14 protein-coding genes and 2 tRNA genes are annotated in these 18,324 nt (G+C 67.7%); 3 read left to right on the forward strand and 13 right to left on the reverse strand.

Annotated elements, in window-relative coordinates; all coding sequences use genetic code 11:
• Positions 1 to 100: 100 nt before the first annotated feature.
• Together infC and thrS are read right to left on the reverse strand one after the other, a co-directional pair.
• Entirely contained in the window at positions 101 to 625 is a 525-nt protein-coding gene (infC, locus tag FQY64_RS09345) for a translation initiation factor IF-3 (protein ID WP_146473996.1), read from the reverse strand.
• Positions 626 to 691: 66 nt separating this feature from the next.
• The gene (gene thrS / locus FQY64_RS09350) at positions 692 to 2,593 is read right to left on the reverse strand and encodes a threonine--tRNA ligase (RefSeq protein WP_146473997.1); all 1,902 of its coding nucleotides are present in this window, start codon (positions 2,591 to 2,593) and stop codon (positions 692 to 694) included.
• 374 nt (positions 2,594 to 2,967) lie between these two features.
• Between thrS and FQY64_RS09355 the strand changes: the two genes are divergently transcribed.
• Positions 2,968 to 3,147 carry a hypothetical protein gene (locus FQY64_RS09355; RefSeq protein ID WP_146473998.1) on the forward strand — a complete coding sequence of 60 codons (180 nt, stop codon included), beginning with the start codon at positions 2,968 to 2,970 and terminating at the stop codon, positions 3,145 to 3,147.
• Between the two features lie 142 nt (positions 3,148 to 3,289).
• On the opposite strand, the gene FQY64_RS09360 is transcribed toward FQY64_RS09355, so the two are convergent.
• The 3 genes from FQY64_RS09360 to uvrB form a co-directional block, all read right to left on the reverse strand.
• A tRNA-Val gene (locus FQY64_RS09360) sits at positions 3,290 to 3,364 on the reverse strand.
• Positions 3,365 to 3,428: 64 nt separating this feature from the next.
• Positions 3,429 to 5,423 (reverse strand): reprolysin-like metallopeptidase, encoded by a 1,995-nt coding sequence (locus FQY64_RS09365; RefSeq protein WP_186760916.1) that lies wholly within the window; start codon positions 5,421 to 5,423, stop codon positions 3,429 to 3,431.
• Between the two features lie 646 nt (positions 5,424 to 6,069).
• A complete protein-coding gene (gene uvrB / locus FQY64_RS09370; RefSeq protein WP_146474034.1) occupies positions 6,070 to 8,109 on the reverse strand; it encodes an excinuclease ABC subunit UvrB in 2,040 nt (679 codons plus the stop codon).
• Positions 8,110 to 8,245: 136 nt separating this feature from the next.
• Between uvrB and FQY64_RS09375 the strand changes: the two genes are divergently transcribed.
• Entirely contained in the window at positions 8,246 to 8,761 is a 516-nt protein-coding gene (locus FQY64_RS09375) for a GspH/FimT family pseudopilin (RefSeq protein WP_146474035.1), read from the forward strand.
• A gap of 63 nt (positions 8,762 to 8,824) precedes the next feature.
• Here FQY64_RS09375 and FQY64_RS09380 read toward each other — a convergent pair.
• From FQY64_RS09380 to FQY64_RS09410, 7 genes are all read right to left on the reverse strand, one after another.
• A tRNA-Asn gene (locus tag FQY64_RS09380) sits at positions 8,825 to 8,901 on the reverse strand.
• Positions 8,902 to 8,974: 73 nt separating this feature from the next.
• The gene (locus FQY64_RS09385; RefSeq protein ID WP_146474000.1) at positions 8,975 to 9,403 is read right to left on the reverse strand and encodes a type IV pilin protein; all 429 of its coding nucleotides are present in this window, start codon (positions 9,401 to 9,403) and stop codon (positions 8,975 to 8,977) included.
• A gap of 2 nt (positions 9,404 to 9,405) precedes the next feature.
• Positions 9,406 to 13,011, reverse strand: a complete 3,606-nt coding sequence (locus FQY64_RS09390) for a PilC/PilY family type IV pilus protein (protein ID WP_146474001.1) — start codon at positions 13,009 to 13,011, stop codon at positions 9,406 to 9,408.
• 9 nt (positions 13,012 to 13,020) lie between these two features.
• Positions 13,021 to 13,521, reverse strand: coding sequence for a pilus assembly PilX family protein (locus FQY64_RS09395; protein ID WP_222431776.1), 501 nt, complete (start codon positions 13,519 to 13,521; stop codon positions 13,021 to 13,023).
• Positions 13,522 to 13,535: 14 nt separating this feature from the next.
• Positions 13,536 to 14,648, reverse strand: coding sequence for a prepilin-type N-terminal cleavage/methylation domain-containing protein (locus tag FQY64_RS09400; RefSeq protein WP_146474003.1), 1,113 nt, complete (start codon positions 14,646 to 14,648; stop codon positions 13,536 to 13,538).
• Positions 14,645 to 15,106 (reverse strand): type IV pilus modification protein PilV, encoded by a 462-nt coding sequence (gene pilV / locus FQY64_RS09405; protein ID WP_146474004.1) that lies wholly within the window; start codon positions 15,104 to 15,106, stop codon positions 14,645 to 14,647. The genes FQY64_RS09400 and pilV overlap by 4 nt, the downstream gene beginning before the upstream one ends.
• Positions 15,103 to 15,696, reverse strand: a complete 594-nt coding sequence (locus FQY64_RS09410; RefSeq protein WP_146474005.1) for a GspH/FimT family pseudopilin — start codon at positions 15,694 to 15,696, stop codon at positions 15,103 to 15,105. The genes pilV and FQY64_RS09410 overlap by 4 nt, the downstream gene beginning before the upstream one ends.
• Before the next feature lie 92 nt (positions 15,697 to 15,788).
• On the opposite strand from FQY64_RS09410, the gene FQY64_RS09415 reads away from it, so the two are divergent.
• The gene (locus FQY64_RS09415; RefSeq protein WP_146474006.1) at positions 15,789 to 16,868 is read left to right on the forward strand and encodes a sensor histidine kinase; all 1,080 of its coding nucleotides are present in this window, start codon (positions 15,789 to 15,791) and stop codon (positions 16,866 to 16,868) included.
• Here the strand turns inward: FQY64_RS09415 and ppnN are convergent.
• Positions 16,850 to 18,226 (reverse strand): nucleotide 5'-monophosphate nucleosidase PpnN, encoded by a 1,377-nt coding sequence (ppnN, locus tag FQY64_RS09420; protein WP_146474007.1) that lies wholly within the window; start codon positions 18,224 to 18,226, stop codon positions 16,850 to 16,852. The two genes, FQY64_RS09415 and ppnN, sit on opposite strands and share 19 nt — an antisense overlap.
• Between the last annotated feature and the right edge of the window lie 98 nt (positions 18,227 to 18,324).

An 18,324-nucleotide genomic window follows, 5' to 3' on the forward strand; every position in this document is an offset into this window, starting at 1 on the left:
GGTTGCCGGTGGGGTCGCGGCTGAAGCCGCTCCCACTGGGATACCCCGATCAACGCGAAAGGCGCCCGCAGGCGCCTTTCACGAAGAATCGCCGGGCCGGTCAGGCCTTCTTCTTCGGCGCGATCATCATCACCATCTGCCGCCCTTCCAGCCGCGGGCGCTGCTCGATCACCACGTCCTCGCCGAGGTCCTGCTCGATCCGCCTGGCCATCGCGAGGCCCAGCTCCTGGTGGCTCATCTCGCGGCCACGGAAGCGGATGTTGACCTTGACCTTGTCGCCTTCCTCGAGGAAGCGGCGCATGTTGCGCAGCTTGATCTGGTAGTCGCCCTCGTCCGTGACCGGACGGAACTTCACTTCCTTGATCTCGACCTGCTTGGTCTTCTTCTTGGCCGCCGCCGCCTTCTTCTGCTGTTCGAACTTGAACTTGCCGAAATCCATGATCCGGCAGACCGGCGGATCGGCGTTCGGCTGGATCTCGACCAGGTCCAGGCCCTCGTCCTCGGCCATGCGCAGGGCCTCGTCGCGGGAAAGCACGCCGATCATCTGGCCGTCGCTGCCGATCACGCGCACCCGCGGCACGCGGATTTCGTGGTTGCGGCGGTTGGTCTTTTCGATGGTGCTGATGTTGCGATCTCCAGAGGGAAGCGGGCCGGCCCGCCGATGCGGGCCGGGGTTGGCTGCCGGGCAATATTAGCCCACGCCCTCGTCGCGAAGGCGAGAGGCGAACTCGGCCACGGTCATGGTCCCCAGGTCCTCCCCGCCCCGCGTACGCACGGCGACGGTGCCCTGTTCGCGTTCGCGGTCGCCCGCGACCAGCAGATACGGCACGCGCTGCAGCGTATGTTCGCGGATCTTATAGCCGATCTTCTCGTTCCGCAAATCGGCGCGCACCCTGAAGCCTTGATTTGCAAGGGTTTTTTCGACCTCGGCGACGTACTCGGCCTGGGCGTCGGTGATGTTCATGACGACCGCCTGCACCGGCGCCAGCCAGGCCGGGAACTGGCCGGCGTAGTGCTCGATCAGGATGCCGATGAACCGTTCCATCGACCCCACGATCGCGCGGTGCAGCATGACCGGATGGCGGCGCTGGCTGTTCTCGTCCACGTACTCGGCGCCGAGCCGGCCGGGCATCATGAAATCGACCTGCATGGTGCCGAGCTGCCAGGTCCGGCCGATCGCGTCGCGCAGGTGGTATTCGATCTTCGGGCCGTAGAACGCGCCCTCGCCCGGCAGCTCCTGCCAGTCCACGCCGGCGGCGCGCAGGGCGCTGCGCAGCGCCTCCTCGGCGCGGTCCCAGGTGGCGTCGTCGCCGAGCCGCTTCTCGGGGCGCAGCGCGATCTTGATCTGGATGTCGCTGAAGCCGAAATCCGCGTAGACCTTCAGCGCCTGCCGGTGGAACGCGGCCACCTCGGACTCGATCTGCGATTCCAGGCAGAACACGTGGCCGTCGTCCTGCGTGAAGCCGCGCACGCGCAGGATGCCGTGCAGGGCGCCCGACGGCTCGTTGCGGTGGCACGAACCGAATTCGCCATAGCGGATCGGCAGGTCGCGGTAGCTGTGCAGACCGGCGTTGTAGATCTGCACGTGGCCCGGGCAGTTCATCGGCTTCACCGCGTAGGTCCGCTTCTCGGACTCGGTGAAGAACATGTTCTCCTTGTAGTTGTCCCAGTGGCCGGACTTCTGCCACAACGAGACGTCGAGGATCTGCGGGCAACGCACTTCCTGATAGCCGCTCTCGCGGTACACGCGGCGCATGTACTGCTCGACGACCTGCCAGATCGCCCAGCCCTTCGGGTGCCAGAACACCAGGCCCGGCGCCTCCTCCTGCAGGTGGAACAGGTCCTGCTGCTTGCCGATCCTGCGGTGGTCGCGCTTTTCGGCTTCCTCCATGCGCTGGATGTAGGCGTCGAGCTGCTTCCTGTCGGCCCAGGCGGTGCCGTAGATTCGCTGCAACTGCTCGTTCTTCGAGTCGCCGCGCCAGTACGCGCCGGAGATGCGCGTCAGCTTGAACGCCTTGAGGAAACGCGTGTTCGGCACGTGCGGACCGCGGCACATGTCGACGTATTCCTCGTGGTGGTACAGGCCCATCGCCTTCTCGTCGGGCATGTCCTCGATCAGGCGCAGCTTGTAATCCTCGCCGCGCGACTTGAACACGGCGATGACCTCCTCGCGCGGCGTCATCCGCTTGATGACGTCGTAGTCCTTGGCGATGAGCTCGGCCATGCGCTTCTCGATCGCGACGAGGTCGTCCGGCGTGAACGGGCGCTCGTACCAGATGTCGTAGTAGAAGCCGTCCTCGATCACCGGACCGATCACCATCTTCGCGGTCGGATAGAGCTGCTTGACCGCGTGGCCGACCAGATGCGCGCAGGAGTGGCGGATGATCTCGACGCCCTCGGGGTCCTTCGGGGTGATGATGCGCACGCGCGCGTCGCGGTCGATGACGTCGCAGGCGTCGACCAGCTTGCCGTCGACCTCGCCGGCCACGGTGGCCTTGGCGAGGCCGGCGCCGATCGAGGCGGCCAGCTCCATCACCGTGATGGGCTTTTCGAATTCGCGGCGGCTGCCGTCGGGGAGGGTGATCGTGATCATGGGTCGCGAAATGGAGGAATCGGCAATCGGGGCCGGCGGACGGGTGAGCGCGCGCGGGCGCAAAAAAAGCGCCACGAGGGCGCCTGCGCATCAGGGCCTCGCGGGGATCAGCGGGGGCGGCGGGTAGTCCTCATGTCGCACGCTCGACCGGCGCTTTCGCGCGGGCCACCTTTTCCACTCGTCGTCGGAGGGAGGGAAACGTTAGCCGCCGCGCCGGGTTGCGGCAAGCGGCGCGCGCATCCGCCGACGCCCGCGTTCCGACGGCCGGCGGGCGTCGGGCAGGCGGACCGGGTGGCGAAACGTCATCCCGAACCGCTACCGTATGCCGGCAGTCCGGAAGCAGGAGCGCCATGAAAGGGAGTCAGCCTATCCCCGTGAACCCGCACGAGCGCCGCGAGCGCCAGCGCAGCCGGGACGACGACGCGTTCTGGGCCGGCTATCGCGCCGGCCGGCGCGGGCTTCCCTCCGCGCCCGCACCCGCCGGCTTCGACGACATCGACTGGCTCGCCGGCTGGATCGAGGGCGACGCGGAACGCCGGCTGTCGAAAGACTGACCGCAGCCAGGCGGCCGTCCGTGCGCGGCCGCCGTGCCGACCGCTTCGCCCGAAGCCGCGCCCGGTTCGCCGCCCGCGGCCGCACGACGGCGGCCGGAAAAGACGAACGGCGCGACCGCAAGGCCGCGCCGTCCGCTGGATCTGGTGGGCGGTACAGGGTTCGAACCTGTGACCCCTACCATGTCAAGGTAGTGCTCTACCGCTGAGCTAACCGCCCGTACCCGGCAGCCGCCGGGCAGGCCGCGCAGTTTACCGGGACAGCCTCGACACGGCAACCGGCACTACGGCGCCGGATCCGGCGGCAACGGGGTGCTCATGAAAACCGGCGTCTCGCGGATGCGTACGCGATGGAGAGGCCGAACATTGTCAACCGCGTCGGCGGTATCGACGTGCAGCAGGAAGTATTCGTCGCCTTCCAAGCGATCGTCTCCCATGACGGCGTAATCGATATATCCGCCACGACTGCCTTCCGGGATCGTCACCTCCCCGGCGATCGGCTCATAGTCTTCCCCTGCGCGCGCCGTTCCGTCTTCGCTCCGATACCGGACGCGCACGCCGCCCGGCGGCGCCGGCGCCGACAGCGAGAGCACGATCGAACTGTTCACGCGCACGCCCGAGTCGGGATCGACCAAGGCGGTGTTCCACGGCGCAAGGCTGGGCCGGCCGGATAGCAGTATGTCGTGCTGGATGTCCTCGTTCACCCAGGTGTTGATCCACCGGTACGGCGCAAGGGGCGGCTCAGCGCTGACGGATAGCGTGACCCATGCGTTGCGCGGCGCGACGTACTCGTAGCGGAACTCGGGCGCCTCCGCGTAGATCGAGGTGGCGCCCAGGTAGGTATCGTCCACGGCCCGTGTCGCTTCAACAAACACCCCCTGCGGTGGCGTGCTTCCGGCCGGGAACCTCACCCGACCAGAAATGACCACGCCACGCTCGACACGCAGATCGATCACGCGATCGCCTTGTACTTCGCCGATCGCATAGGGTTGGCCCGCCAGAGGAGACGGGGGTTTGGGCTCCAGCACCACTGGGTAGCCCCGTGGGGCCGCGACCTCGTACCGGTAGTCCGGCGGATACGCAAGGACGGTCGTCGCCATCCCTGGAAACGGTACGTTGCTCACATTGATCGGGATGGGCACGGATGGCGGCAGCGATACGGAAGGCGGAATGCGAATCCGGCCGCGCACGACGGGCCGCGGGTCGTCATCGATCACGAGCACTGTCGCGGCTCCGCGATGGACCGCAGCGCCCGTGACGTCGGTCAGCACAAGCCGGATGGTTTCGACGCCCTCGATCACGCGGTCGGGCAGCAGGAACACGCCGGTGGTTGCCTCGGACTCTCCGGCCGGAATCGTCAGCACGGTAGAACTCGCGAGGCGGTAGTCCACCCCTTCTGTTGCCGTGCCTCCATCAACGATGACGCGAAACGAGACTGTCGGAGAGTCCGGGGTCGCATAGCGAAAAACCCGCACCGGGACGTACGTCTCGTCTGCGTCCCCTTCCAGGCCCTCCGCATCGACGAGGGCCAGGGTGCCTTTAGGGCCAGCAAACGCGGCCACACGGGTTGCGTTCGCGCGCAGGCTGCGTACGTTGTCAGCGAGACCGGCCACTCCGCAGGGAGCGCCACAGCGGGTCAGCTCGGGGCTCGAGAAATAGCCTACCCATGGCTGATCGTACTGCGCATACGCCATTACGGTAGCGAAGGCGGGCGAAGCCGATTGACGGTAGCCGAACGAGAAGGGATAGGCACCGTATTGCAGCTTCCCTGACGACGATTGCGTTTCTCTGTCATGCGCCGAACCGAGGTTGTGTCCGAGCTCGTGCGCAAGCACGTGGGGCCCACACGGCGCGACATTGGACACTGAATAGCCATAAACCGGCGACATCCAATTGGACGAGAACTCGTGTCCGTTCAGCCAGGCGATGCCGCAGCTCCCCCGGCTTGAGGTGTACGGCCGGATCATTGCGACAAGATCAGCTTCCAATGCCTTGCGGCGCTCGGAAATGCGGACGCCAACGATCGTGTCCGAGGTGATCGCCCGGAGCGCCGCGTCATTGGTCGCATCAGGGTCGAAGTCGACCCGATCCAGGCCGACGAGGCGGAAACGAATTCCCGTGGAACTGTCCTCATAGGCTTGGTTGGCGACGGCGATCAGATGCGCTACCTCGGTCTCGGCGGCAGCCTGGCTTCCGCGAAGCTCCACCAGGTCGTTGGTATAGACGACCAGCACGTCGATCTCGACCGGGTCGGGTGCAGCAGCCACCGCGGACGCCACGGGCCCAGCCGCCGCTCGCGACGGGCGGGTCCCGAAAGCGACGGACGCCACCGCCGGCGTTCCTGCGGCGGGAGGCAACACGAAGTCAGGTTGAACCTCGAGTGGGGTCGCACCTGGCGGCACGAGCCCTCCTGCAGCCATGACGTCCATGCCTGTGGGTGTAGTGGTGACCAACCACGCTCGGCCATCCTCACGCGGAATCACCCCGAAAACGATAGCTCCGCTGCCAACCGTCAGCACGGCAGCCTGCGGTCCAACGGACGTATCGACGCGCGCTATGACATGGAGGTTTCCGCGCTCGTCATGCACGCGCTTCTCGATTCGCCCCGAACTGACAACGCCATCGGCACCTACGACTTCCAGCCACGTGCCAGGCCGTGCGGACGCGATCGTAGCCACCAGGCGCGCAACGTGTGCACCCCGACCGTTTTTCAGCTCAACTCGAAGGGGGGGGCCAGAGGTATTTCGCGAAGCCGTAAGGGCATGGCCCTCGCTCCCCACTCCGCCATCCGTTGCCCACCGCAAGCCCAGCCAAGCCACAAAACCGGTGCAGGCAGCAAGCAGCACTGCTCCTGCAATTCGCTCCTTGATCCCCATCCTTCCTCCGGCCTCCCCTTGGGACTGGCGGCAATCTTACGGGACTGCCTCAGCCGGACAGTACCGCCTCTTTGAGCTGTTTGAGCTCGTCCCGCACGCGGGCGGCTTCCTCGAACTCCAGATCGCGGGCGTGCTGATACATGCGCTGTTCGAGCTGCTTGATCCGCGCGGCCAGCTCCTGCGGGCTGAGCGCGCGATAGTCGGCCGCGGGTTCGGCGGCCCTGCGCGCCTTGCCCTTGCCCTTGGCCGCCGCCCCCTCGCCATCGGCGCGCCCGCTTTCGAGGATGTCGACGACCGGTTTGGCGATCGAACGCGGCTCGATGCCGTGCTCGCGGTTGTACTCGACCTGTTTCTGGCGGCGACGCGCGGTCTCGTCGAGCGCCGCCTTCATCGACGCGGTGATGGTGTCCGCGTACAGGATCGCCTTGCCGCGGACGTTGCGCGCGGCGCGGCCGATGGTCTGGATCAGCGAACCGCTCGAGCGCAGGAAGCCTTCCTTGTCGGCGTCGAGGATCGCCACCAGCGACACCTCCGGCATGTCGAGGCCTTCGCGCAGCAGGTTGATGCCGACCAGCACGTCGAACTTGCCGAGCCGCAAGTCGCGGATGATCTCGACGCGCTCGACGGTGTCGATGTCCGAGTGCAGGTAACGCACCTTGACGCCGTGCTCGCCGAGGTACTCGGTGAGGTTCTCGGCCATGCGCTTGGTCAAGGTGGTGACGAGCACGCGGTCGCCCCAGGAGACGCGCTCGTGGATCTCGCCGAGCAGATCGTCCACCTGGGTGGCGACCGGACGGATCTCGACCTCGGGATCGATCAGGCCGGTCGGGCGCACCACCAGTTCGACCACCTGCCCTTCCGCCTTGCGCAGCTCGTACGGGCCGGGGGTCGCGGAGACGAAGATCGTGCGCGGCGAGCGCGCTTCCCACTCCTCGAACCGCAACGGGCGATTGTCGAGCGCGGACGGCAGGCGGAAGCCGAACTCGACCAGCGTTTCCTTGCGCGCGCGGTCGCCGCGGAACATCGCGCCGATCTGCGGCACGGTGACGTGCGATTCGTCGACCACCAGCAGCGCGTCCGGCGGCAGATAGTCGAACAGCGTCGGCGGCGGCTCGCCGGGCGCCTTGCCGGTGAGGTGGCGCGAGTAGTTCTCGATGCCGTTGCAGTAGCCGACCTCCGCCATCATTTCGAGGTCGAACTGCGTGCGCTGCGCCAGGCGCTGCGCCTCCAGCAGCTTGTTCTGCGCGTAGAGCTGTTCGAGCCGTTCCTTCAGTTCGGCCTTGATGGTCTCGATCGCGGCGAGCGTGCGCTCGCGCGTGGTGGCGTAATGGGTCTTGGGGTAGATCGTGTAGCCGCGCACCTTGCGCTGCACCTCGCCGGTCAGCGGGTCGAACAGTGCGAGATTCTCGATCTCGCCGTCGAACAGCTCGATTCGCAGGGCCTCGGTGTCGCTCTCGGCCGGGTGCACGTCGATCACCTCGCCGCGCACGCGGAACGTGCCGCGCTGCAGTTCGTACTCGTTGCGCGTGTACTGCAGCGTGGTCAGGTGATGGATGAGCTGGCGCTGCTCGATGCGCTCGCCGCGGGTGAGGATCAGCCGCAGCGCGAGGTAATCCTCCGGCGCACCGAGGCCATAGATCGCCGAGACGGTCGCCACCACCAGCGCGTCGCGTCGGGACAGCAGCGCCTTGGTCGCGGACAGGCGCATCTGCTCGATGTGCTCGTTGATCGAGCTGTCCTTCTCGATGTAGGTGTCGGAGGACGGGACGTAGGCTTCCGGCTGGTAATAGTCGTAGTAGCTGACGAAGTACTCGACCGCGTTGTGCGGGAAGAACGCCTTGAACTCGCTGTAGAGCTGCGCGGCGAGCGTCTTGTTGTGCGCCATCACCAGCGTGGGCTTCTGCACCGCCTGCACGACGTTGGCGATGGTGTAGGTCTTGCCCGAGCCGGTGACGCCCAGCAGCGTCTGGTGCGCGAGCCCGGCTTCGAATCCCTCCACCAGGCGCGCGATCGCCTGCGGCTGGTCGCCGGCCGGCGAGTACGGCGACACCAGTTGGAAGCCGGCCGGTGCGTCCGGGTCGTTGAGCATCACGTCGAGGCGGGTGTCCATCGGCAGGAGCTTGGGGGTGGGCGGGGATTTTTCCTAGGCCGGCGTGTGCGCTGCGCCGATACCGGGCGCGCACCGCCGACCGTACGCTGCGGCCGCTCGGAAAGGGAGAGTCGCCATGACACGGATGCCGTCAGGGTTCAGCCTGGTCGAGGCCATCACCGCGCTCGCGATTCTCGCCGTGATCGTCACGGTGGGGATTCCGTCGTTCGCCCGGGTGCAGCAGCGTTGGCGAGCCGCCGCCATCCTGCACGAGACGACCGCCTCGCTCGCGCTGGCGCGGTTGGAAGCCGTCAAGCGCGGGACGACGGTCGTCCTGTGCCCCAGCCACGACGGGCACCGTTGCCGCACGGACGGCATCTGGGAGGACGGCTGGCTGATCGCCACCGAAAACCGGCGCGACCGTTCGCTCGGCGCGCGGGTGCGGCATGTCGTCCCCTCGGCAGGCACCCTGCGCCTGCGCGGCACCGCGGGACGGCCGCGCCTGCGTTTCGAGCCGACCGGCTGGTCGGCGGGCAGCAACGCCACACTGCGCCTGTGCGATGCGGGCACGCTGCTCGGCAAGGTGGTGCTGAACAACGGCGGACGGGCGCGCATCGAGCGTGCGAACCGCCCGTCGGCCGAGTGCCGCTGAGCCGCTGCGCCCGGCGGGGATCGCCGAAAAAGAAGGCCCGCGCATTGCGCGGGCCTTCGAATCTGGCGCCCGAAGTTGGACTCGAACCAACGACCCTCTGATTAACAGTCAGATGCTCTAACCGGCTGAGCTATTCGGGCGAGGGATGCGCATTTTAGGCGCAGGAGACGTGAAGTCAACCTGCGCCCGCCCTGCCCGTCCGGCGCCGCCGCTTCACCAGCAGTCCGCAACGTTGCCGGTGCCGCTCACCGTCTTCGCTCCCACCTGGTTGATGGACAGCGTCCCGCACTTGGTGTCCTTCGTGGCCTGCGCCCCTTTGGGCGCGGCCTCGATCACGTAGGAACGCTCATCGACCGCGTCGAGGGCGATGTCGTAGAAGTCGCCGATCTCGGTCTCGCACGCCAGATCGGGTAGCGCGACGGCCACGCCGCCGCGATTCTGGTCGTAACGGAGGTTGGTCGTGTAGAAGCGCTCCATGAACTGGGCGGCCTCCAGAGCGCAGGCAGCGGCGGCCCCGCGACGCGTCTTGATGACGTGGTTCTGGTAGCTCGGATAGGCGATCGCCGCCAGGATCGCGATGATCGCCACCACGATCATCAGCTCGATCAGCGTGAATCCGCGCGAGTGCTGCTTGGCCGTCATCGTCAATCCCTCCTGAACAGTTCGCGCCAGCCGAGCCGCCTCGGTGCGCCCCCGCCGGGCGGCGTGCCGGTCTCCCCGCATTCGGCGTCGGATCCGCAGGCGATGATCTTGTTGCCCACACCCACGCCTTGGGACGGCATACCCACGCCGAGGTCCACGGAGCCGACGTAGCCGCCGCTTCCGCCGCCACCCGGAGTGACCCGATCATCGCCCTTGTTGTTGCCGTCGACGTCGAAGTAGGTCCAGGTTCCGTCCTCGCCGCTCGGCAGCGTGCCCGTGAACGCGTCGATGGCGTTCAGATAGCCGGTGCCGCCCGCATCGCAGCCGCTGCCGGTCTGCGGAATGATGGTCGAGAACCACAGCGCGCGGCCGCGAAGGAACGGCGCGGTGACGATGCGCTCGCCGGGCTTGGGGTTGCCGAGGTCGAGGTACCAGCCCTTCTTGCCGTCGGGCAGCGCCTCGTAGGACTCGAACGCGCGCGCGTCCCGGCCCTTGGAATCGGTGCCCACCTCGGCAATGGAACGCTCCTGCAGGTCGCTGCGGCCGGAAATCGCCGCCCCCGTGTCGATCAGCGCGTAGAGCGTCTGGGTGCTCGTGCTGGTGATGTCGCTGTCGTAGATGTACCGACCGGTACCGACGAAGACGAACAGGCGGTTGGTCACCGGTTCGCGCGCCAGTGCCACGGGTGCGGTGATGGGCTGCCGGGTACCGTTCGCGTCCTTGGCGACGAACAGGGGATTGCCCGAGAAGGCGACTTTCCACTGGTTGGCGTTCGAACTGGTGAGGTCGAACTTCCAGACGTTGCCCTGCAGATCGCCGGCATAGACGTAGTCGGCATCGCCGTCGTTGTCGATGTCGGCCGCACGCGGCTCGGCCAGACCGTTGCCGCTGCCGGCATCGGCGACGAGCGCGATCACGCCGTTGTTGGGGACCGAGCCGTCGCTGTTCAGCACGTAGATGTACAGCACGGCCTTTCCGTTCGGGCTTTCGGCGCCGTTGCCGACCATGACCAGCGTCTTGCCGTTGTTGCCCTTGCGGACCAGCGGAGCGCCCAGCACGTATCCCATGTCGGCGTCGGCGGCGCTGCCCGTGCGGTCCCAGAGCACGTTCGCGTCGGAGAAGCTGCCGGGGTTGGTCACATCCAGCGCGAACACGCCGCGACCGCCTCGACCGAGCGTCGCCGCGAGGATGTTGCGACCGTTGCCCTGCGCCTTGGTCGACACGTCGATGCCGCCGTCGACGAAGAACCGGTGGTCGTAGTCGGGATCGCTGAGCGAAGCCAGCCGCGTGAAGTCGATACCGGCCGGCACGTAAGAGAACTTCACGTCGCCGCTGCTGCCCTCGATCGCGTGCAGCATGCCGTCGTTCGCGCCGACGAACAGGTACTGATTCTCGCGGACGTAGAAGGGCGAGGAGTTCACGATGTCGCCGATCGGCGACACCCGGCTCCGCAGTTTGCCGCCGTTGCCGCGGTTGCTCTCGAGCGTGCGGTCGCCTTTCAGATAGGCGACGTTGTCGTCGGCCGTCACCGGTGCGATGCCGCCGGTGCGGGCGAGCTTGGTCTTCTGGGTGCTGGTGGGGAACGTCACACCGTCGTTTCCGTCCCAGGTATAGACCCCCCGGGCGAGGAAATTCGCGGCATTGGTGTTGGCCCGATCGGCCGCGCTCCACGTCGGCGTACCCGCCTGGCTGCCGCTCGCGAGGCTGTAGGCGCGCACGTCGCCATTCCACGATCCCGAGGTGTACACCGCCTGGAAGGCGAGCGAGCCCGCCTCGATCTTCGGGCCGTTGGCCGCCACGTTCGAACCCGATGCCAGCCGCGACTCGATGACCGCCAGCGACGACTTGAGTGCGTTGGCGAAGGCTTCCGGATCGCGCGCGGCGACGAAGCTGCCCCGACCGTTCACCGCCGCATGCAGCAGGTCGTCGATGTTCTGCGCCGTACCGCCGTCGAAGGGCTGCGGCCAGCTCGCGAAGTTCGACGGTACCGCGCCAACGCTGCCGTAGCCGGTCTGGCCCGACTGGCCGATCGAGATGCCGAACGTCGACATGTGCTGCCAGAACGCGGGGTTCTGCGACGTAGGCACCTTGTTCGCCAGGTCGGTGCGCAGGTCGCGCTTCCAGTAGTACATCGCGATGTCGGCCACGGTGTCCGACCAGCCATCCTTGTACGGCGCCGACGCGACGTATTTGTACTTGCGCTTGCCGTCGGCGTGGACGATTTCCTCACCGTCCGTGCCGTCGGCGTTGTTGACGACACCGGACACGAAGCCCGAGGCGTCGTTCCAGTAGCCGTCGGTGGTGAGGATGGCGTAGCTCTGCCGGCACGCCAGCTGGTTGGCCGGCCCCCACGGACCGTCGTCCGCGGAGCTCTCGTAGTAGCGGCCCGCGCGCTGGAGAGCGCCGCGCAGCGGAGTGCCGCCCGAACCCGACGCATTGAACAGACGGGTGAACCAGTTGGTCTTGTTCTGGATGCCGTTGGCGGCGTCGTCCTCGAACAGGCCGCCGCCCTGGCTCACCGGAATCGGGAACGAGGGGACGGAACCGCCCGTGTTCGGAGTGTGCCCCGTGCCGCGGTTCCAGATCGTGTCGAAGCCCACGCGGAAGTTCTTGCCGAGCCCGGCGAAGGTTTCGCTGGCACCGGCCTTGGCGGCCTTCATGCGGGTGCGGTGGTAGGAGTACCAGGTGGCGATGTTGCGCAACTCGTCCGTCAGCGCTCGGGTGGACGGATTGGCCGTCTCGACCCGCCCCTTCATGCGAACCGCAGTGGTGTTGTTATAGACCCGGCGATCGCCGCTCCCGCTGTCGGTGTTGAAGATGCCGATGCGCCAGGGGCCGGCAGCGGGATTGTTGATGACGACGGTCTCGGTGCTGCCGCTCCCGGTGTCGCGCGCGTCGTAGGTCGAGGTGGTCGGGTTGCTCGTTCCGCGCCGCAGGTACAGATCGGCGTTACCCCAGCTCGAATTCGAGTTCGTGTTGCCGCTGATCTCGATCCGCAGCTCGGTCACGTGCTCCGGCACCTGGATCGTTCTGTAGACCCAGGCATCCTCGTTGATGTTCTGGGTCCACGCGGAAACCGGCAGGTCGACCACGGTACCCGAAGCGCTCAGCCGGACGATCTCGGCGCTGCCCCCGTTGCTGCGGATCCAGTACTTGTAGAAATCGGTGATGTTCTGCGACGTGACCGAAGCGTTCTTCGGCAAATAGAACACCGAATCGATGTGCCCGCGCAGGTCGCGACTGCCGCTGGCGAGCGAGGCGTGCGAGTACACGGCATTGATCGACGTGCCGCCGGTCATGCGTGTGCCGTTGGCCTGCAACCACGGCTTGTAGTCGGTATTGGGGTTGTAGTACAGCGTGTTGTGAAGGTACGACCGGTGCGCGGGCGTGTCCTCGAGCGCGCCGTCGTCGATATCGACCGGCATGTGCGGGAAATTCATCGACCCCGAGTCGTCCAGGATGAACAGGATGTTCGGGGGGACGCTGCCGGTGCCGGTCTGCAGGGGGTAATTCGGGAACGTGGCGGCACCGACCGGCAGGCCAAGCAGCGTGGCGCTGAAGGCGGCCAGCAGGGCGGTGGTTTTCGACGACATGCGGATGCGCTTCATGGCGGCACCTCAGGGAACGCGGTAGAGCGACTGCAGCATCACTTCCGCCCCGTCGGGGGCGGCGCTGCGGACGGTGATGCGATAGACCCGCGCAGGCGGGCCGCAATCCGGGCTGGACATGTCGACCGAGCCGGGACAGGAGTTGGAATCTTCGCCCCACGGTTCGATCACGTAGTGCGATTCGATGCCTTCGATCTCCGTTCCTGCGCGCCCGTCATCCTCCCAATCGAAATCGCCGGCCTGCCAGGCCGGGATTTCCTGGGCGGGTTCCACGCAGATGCCGTTATTGCAACCGGCAGCCGGGGGCGCGGGACGGCCAGCAGCGATCGCCTCGGCTTCGCGCAACACCGCCTCCGCGGCCTGGAAGGCGAACGCGCGCGCCATGGCATTGGCCGCCATGCGCTCCTGCAGCAGCGTGCCGCGCATGGCGGCCAGGCCCAACAGGGTGACGATGAGCAGCAGCAGCAGGGTGACGACGAGGGCGATGCCGCGCTGACGGGATGCGATCACGGGACGAACGGATTTCACAGCACACCCCCGCGATTGCGGATGGCGACGACGTGGCTGAAGGTGCGGCTGAGGGTTTCGCCGTCGGTGCCGCGGATGTCGTTCTCCGACAGCGCGCCGCGCATGCCGCTGACCTGCATCTCCACGCGGACCGCATTGACGTTGGCCCAGTTGGTGCCGGCGCCGGCGTCCGCGAACCCCGCGGCGCCGTTCAGGCGGTACTGCAGCTCGAGGTCGGTGACGCCTTCGGCGATCTCTTCCACCTGCTGCACCGTCGGTACGGCACCCGCGCCCAGGCCCAGGATGCGCGCGCGGTAGAGCGAGGTGCTGCCACGGCCGTTGTTGGCGACGAACCAGCGGACCGCGTTGAGCCGCGCCAGTTGTGCGGGGGCGGTGCTGCCGTGCTGGCACGAGCCGGTGCCGGTGGCGGCCGTGAAGCAGTATCCGTTCTTGCTGCTGGCGCCGTTCTGGCAGCCGCTGGCGCCGTTCAGGTGAATGAGCTGCAGCTCGGACGCGCAGTTTCCGGGGGACCCATTGCCGCCGTTGTGTTGCACGTGAAGCGCGGCGGGCTGAACCTGGGTGATCTGCATGATGAAGGCGTATTCCGCGTTGCAGACCAGCACGATGTCGTTGTTGGACAGCCCGGCGGTGGTGTTGAGCGAGAGTTCCGCGCTCGGGGTGTCGTGATCGGTGATCACGTAATCGCCATCGTTCGCGAGAAACAGATCGACCGCGTCGGTACCGGCCGCGCGCGCGGGAATCGTCACCCCGGCACCCGCCGCGCCCGCGGGCGTCGTGTTCTCGTAACCGACCAGGCCGGCGTCGAACTGGGCCCACCAGCCGTTGCCGCTGTTGTTGAGCATGTTGATGCGTTGCGCCGACCCGCCGCACGGAATCGCACCGGCCTCGCGGATGTCGCGCGACATCAGCTCGAACGCGACGCGGATGTTTTCCTGCACGCGATTGATCGTTTCGGTGGACGCGTAGATCCGGCGATTGGCGAGGAACATGCCGCCGGCGGCGGCCACGACCACGAGGCCGAGGACCAGCGCGATCATGAGCTCGATCAGGCTCAAGCCGCGCTGGAGCCGTGGAAGGTTGCGGCGAGGCTGGAGACTGGACACTTTCATAGCCGACTCTCGATCACCACGTTGAACGGAACCTCCACATCACCGCCCGTCGCGAGCTCGTCCTTCCAGCGCAAGCCCACCGTGCACGCCGCCGTACCGCAATTGATCATCCCGCACGCTTCGCTGTCGCCGAGCTCGGCGCCCGCCTGGGCGAGCCAGCCGTTGAACACGCTGTAGTCGGCGTCGCTGCCGTCCGGCGGCGTGCTGGTGGTGTTGCAGGTCCAGCCGATGTTGTAGACGCCGTTGGTGGCCGCCGCGCGGTTCAGGCGCAAGGTGTCGAACAGGGAGTAGACCTGGATGACCCCGAGCGAGCGGGCCGACGCGCTGTTGCTGTTCTTGATGGTGACCGCCTGCAGCGCCGCCATGCCGAGCATGCCGATCGCGAGCACGAGGACCGCGATCAGCACTTCCAGCAGGGACGCGCCGCGCTGACGGGAGGCGAACGTCATGGTGTTCATGCGGGATCGGTATAGGCGCCGCAGTTGGCGGCGTTGCGGGTGAGGACGCCGACGCGGCTGACCACGATCTCCACGTCGCGCGTGTTGTTCGAAGTCAGGTCCGCATGGCAAACGGAGAGCGCGCCGCGCCGGTTGGCGCCGACACGGACCAGCCCGTCGGCGCCGAAACGGATCCGCTGGCCGGCGGCGGCGACGTTGGTGCTGGCGGTGACGACCACGCCGCTGCCCGGTCGCACCACTTCGACGATGCGGACGACCGTGTCGTCGGCCGCGTCGATCGCGCTGTCGCCGTCGCGGTCGGTGAACACGAGCAGGCGCGCCCAGTCGGTGCCGCCGCACGCATTGCCGTTCGCGGTCGGGCACATGACCACGCGCATGTTGCGCCGCACGGCCTCCATGCGCGCGATCTGGTACGCGGCGACGAGTTCGTTTGCGGCGGCCGTCACACCGTTGCGGCGGCGCATTTCGGCGAACGAGGGCACGGCGAGCGACAGGATCACCGCCAGCACGGCCAGCGTCACCATCAGTTCCACCAGCGTGAAGCCGCGCTGGCAGCGCCCGTCCGCCGGATGGCGTTGGCGAATCGACACGCTGCTCTACTCCCCAGGTTGAGCCATGTGTACCTTAAGGCCCTCGCATCGCACGAACCAGAGGCGACCCGATGAGTGGCCGGCACTTGGGCATGAACGGTCGCACCGGGTCGACCGGTCGGCAGGCGCCTGCGCGCGGCGCGCAGACCGGCGGACCGCTCGATGCGCTGTGGCGACCGCGCGTGCTGATCTGGATCGTGCTCTGCGGCGAGGCGCTGGCATTCGTGCTCGCTTTCGCGCCGGGCGCGGGCGTCAACCGCCTCGTGTATTTCGGGCTCGCCTCGCTGCTCGTGCAGTGGATCCTGCTGCTGGCGGGCGGCGCGCTGTACACGCTGCGCGACGCGCTGGCGGCAGTTCCGCCCGTCCGCGTGGCGTGGGTGGCGCTGGCTCTGCTCGTGCTGTCGACCGCGACCGTGACCGCGATCGCATGGGTGCTGTTCGGCGGGACCACGCTCGCTCCCGGCGAGGATTGGCCGCTGTTCGCGGGCCGCGCGATCGCCATCACATTCTGCGTCAGCCTGCTCGGGGTTGCCGCCTTCCACAACTACTGGACCGCGCGTCAGCACGCGCTCGCCGCGCAGCAGGCCGAGCTCGCGGCGTTGCATGCGCGGATCCATCCGCACTTCCTGTTCAACACGCTCAACACCGCGATCGCGCTGGTACGGGCGCGGCCGGACGCGGCCGAGCAGGTGCTGCTGGATCTGGCGGACCTGTTCCGCGTGGCGCTGGGCGCGCCGCGCGAGATTCCGCTTCGCGCGGAACTGGAGCTGGCGCGCCGTTACCTCGACATCGAACAGCTCCGTCTCGGCGCGCGGCTGCGCGTGGACTGGGACGTGCCGGAACGACTGCCCGAGGTCGGCGTGCCCGCGCTTTCGATCCAGCCGCTGGTCGAGAACGCGGTGCGGCACGGCGTCGAACGGCGCGCCGAGGGCGGCGCGATCGAGGTCGCGGCCGCCGTCGGGGCGGAACGGGTGCGCATCACCGTCCGCAATCCGCTCCCCGCGGAGGGCGCGCCGGAAGCGCCGGGGCATCGCATCGGCCAGAGCGCCGTGCGGGCGCGGCTCGAGGCCAGCGGCACGGGCGGCCGGTTGGAGACCCGCGACGACGGTACGAGCTACACCGCGGTGCTGACCCTGCCGCTCGACGGCGGCGATCAGGCCAGCACGCGGTAGCAGGGGCGGTATTCGCCGGCGATCTTCATCCGGCGCTGCTCGACGAACGCGCGCAGCAGCGCGTCCAGCGAGCGCATGTAGTCCGCATCGCCGTGGATCTCGAACGGCCCGTGCGCCTCGATCCGGCGCATGCCCTCCTCCTTCACGTTGCCGGCCACGATGCCGGAGAACGCGCGGCGCAGATCGGCCGCGAGCTCGTACGGCTTGCGGCCGGGCCGCAGGTCGAGCGTGGCCATCGCCTCGTGGGTGGGAATGAACGGGCGCTGGAACTCGAACGGGATGTGCACCGACCAGTTGAAGAAGAACGAATCCTTCTGGGCGATGCGGTGCTCGCGCACCTTGCGGATGCCGCTCGCCATCCGCTTGGCGACCGCGGCCGGATCGCCGATCACGATCTCGTAGCGCGAGGTGGCCGCTTCGCCGAGCGTGAGCCGCAGGAAGCGGTCGATCTGTTCGAAGTACGGCGCCGACGGCGTCGGCCCGGTGAGGATCAACGGGAACGGCAGGCCGGCGTTCTCTTCCCGCATCAGGATGCCGAGCAGGTAAAGGATTTCCTCCGCGGTGCCGACGCCGCCGGGAAAGACGATGATGCCGTGGGCGATCCGCACGAACGCTTCGAGACGCTTCTCGATGTCGGGCATGATCACCAGGTGGTTGACGATCGGGTTCGGCGACTCGGCGGCGATGATGCCCGGCTCGGTGATGCCGATGTAGCGCGTGCGCCGGCGGCGCTGCTTGGCGTGCGCGATGGTGGCGCCCTTCATCGGCCCCTTCATCGCACCCGGGCCGCAGCCGGTGCAGATGTCGAGCCCGCGCAGGCCCAGCTCGTAGCCCACCTGCTTGGTGTAGACGTATTCGTCGCGCGAGATCGAGTGGCCGCCCCAGCACACCACCAGGTTCGGCTCGGTCGGATGCAGGATGCGGGCGTTGCGCAGCAGCCGGAACACGGCATCGGTGATGTCGTCGCTGGTCTGCAGGCTGCTCTGGTCGCAGCCCAGTTCGATCGCGGTGTAGGCCAGATCGCGCACCACCGCGAACAGCAGCTCGGCCACGCCGCGGATCAGCTCGCCGTCGACGAACGCCATCGCCGGCGCATGGATCAGGTCGATCACCGCGCCACGGTCCTGCTGGTGCACCTGGATGTCGAAGTTCGGATACAGCTCGCGCGCGGCGCGCGGATCGTCGGACGCGCTGCCGCTGGTGAGCACCGCCAGCGCGCAGCGGCGCAGCAGGTCATGGATACCGGTGGAGGCGTCGCGCAGCTTGGCGACTTCGTCGCGCGAGAGCACATCGAGCCCGCCGCGCGGGTAGATGCGCGCGCTGACGGTAGGCAGGGCGGTGTCGAGCAGAGCGGTCATTCCTTTCGTGGTCCTCGCGAGGCTTTCGTCGTTCGTCTTATGCCCGCCGACTCTAGCGCAGCCGGCCGCGCAAAAGAAAACGGCCGGGTCGCCCCGGC

The sequence above is a fragment of the Vulcaniibacterium thermophilum genome (genome assembly GCF_007923255.1).
Taxonomy (GTDB): domain Bacteria; phylum Pseudomonadota; class Gammaproteobacteria; order Xanthomonadales; family Xanthomonadaceae; genus Lysobacter_F; species Lysobacter_F thermophilum.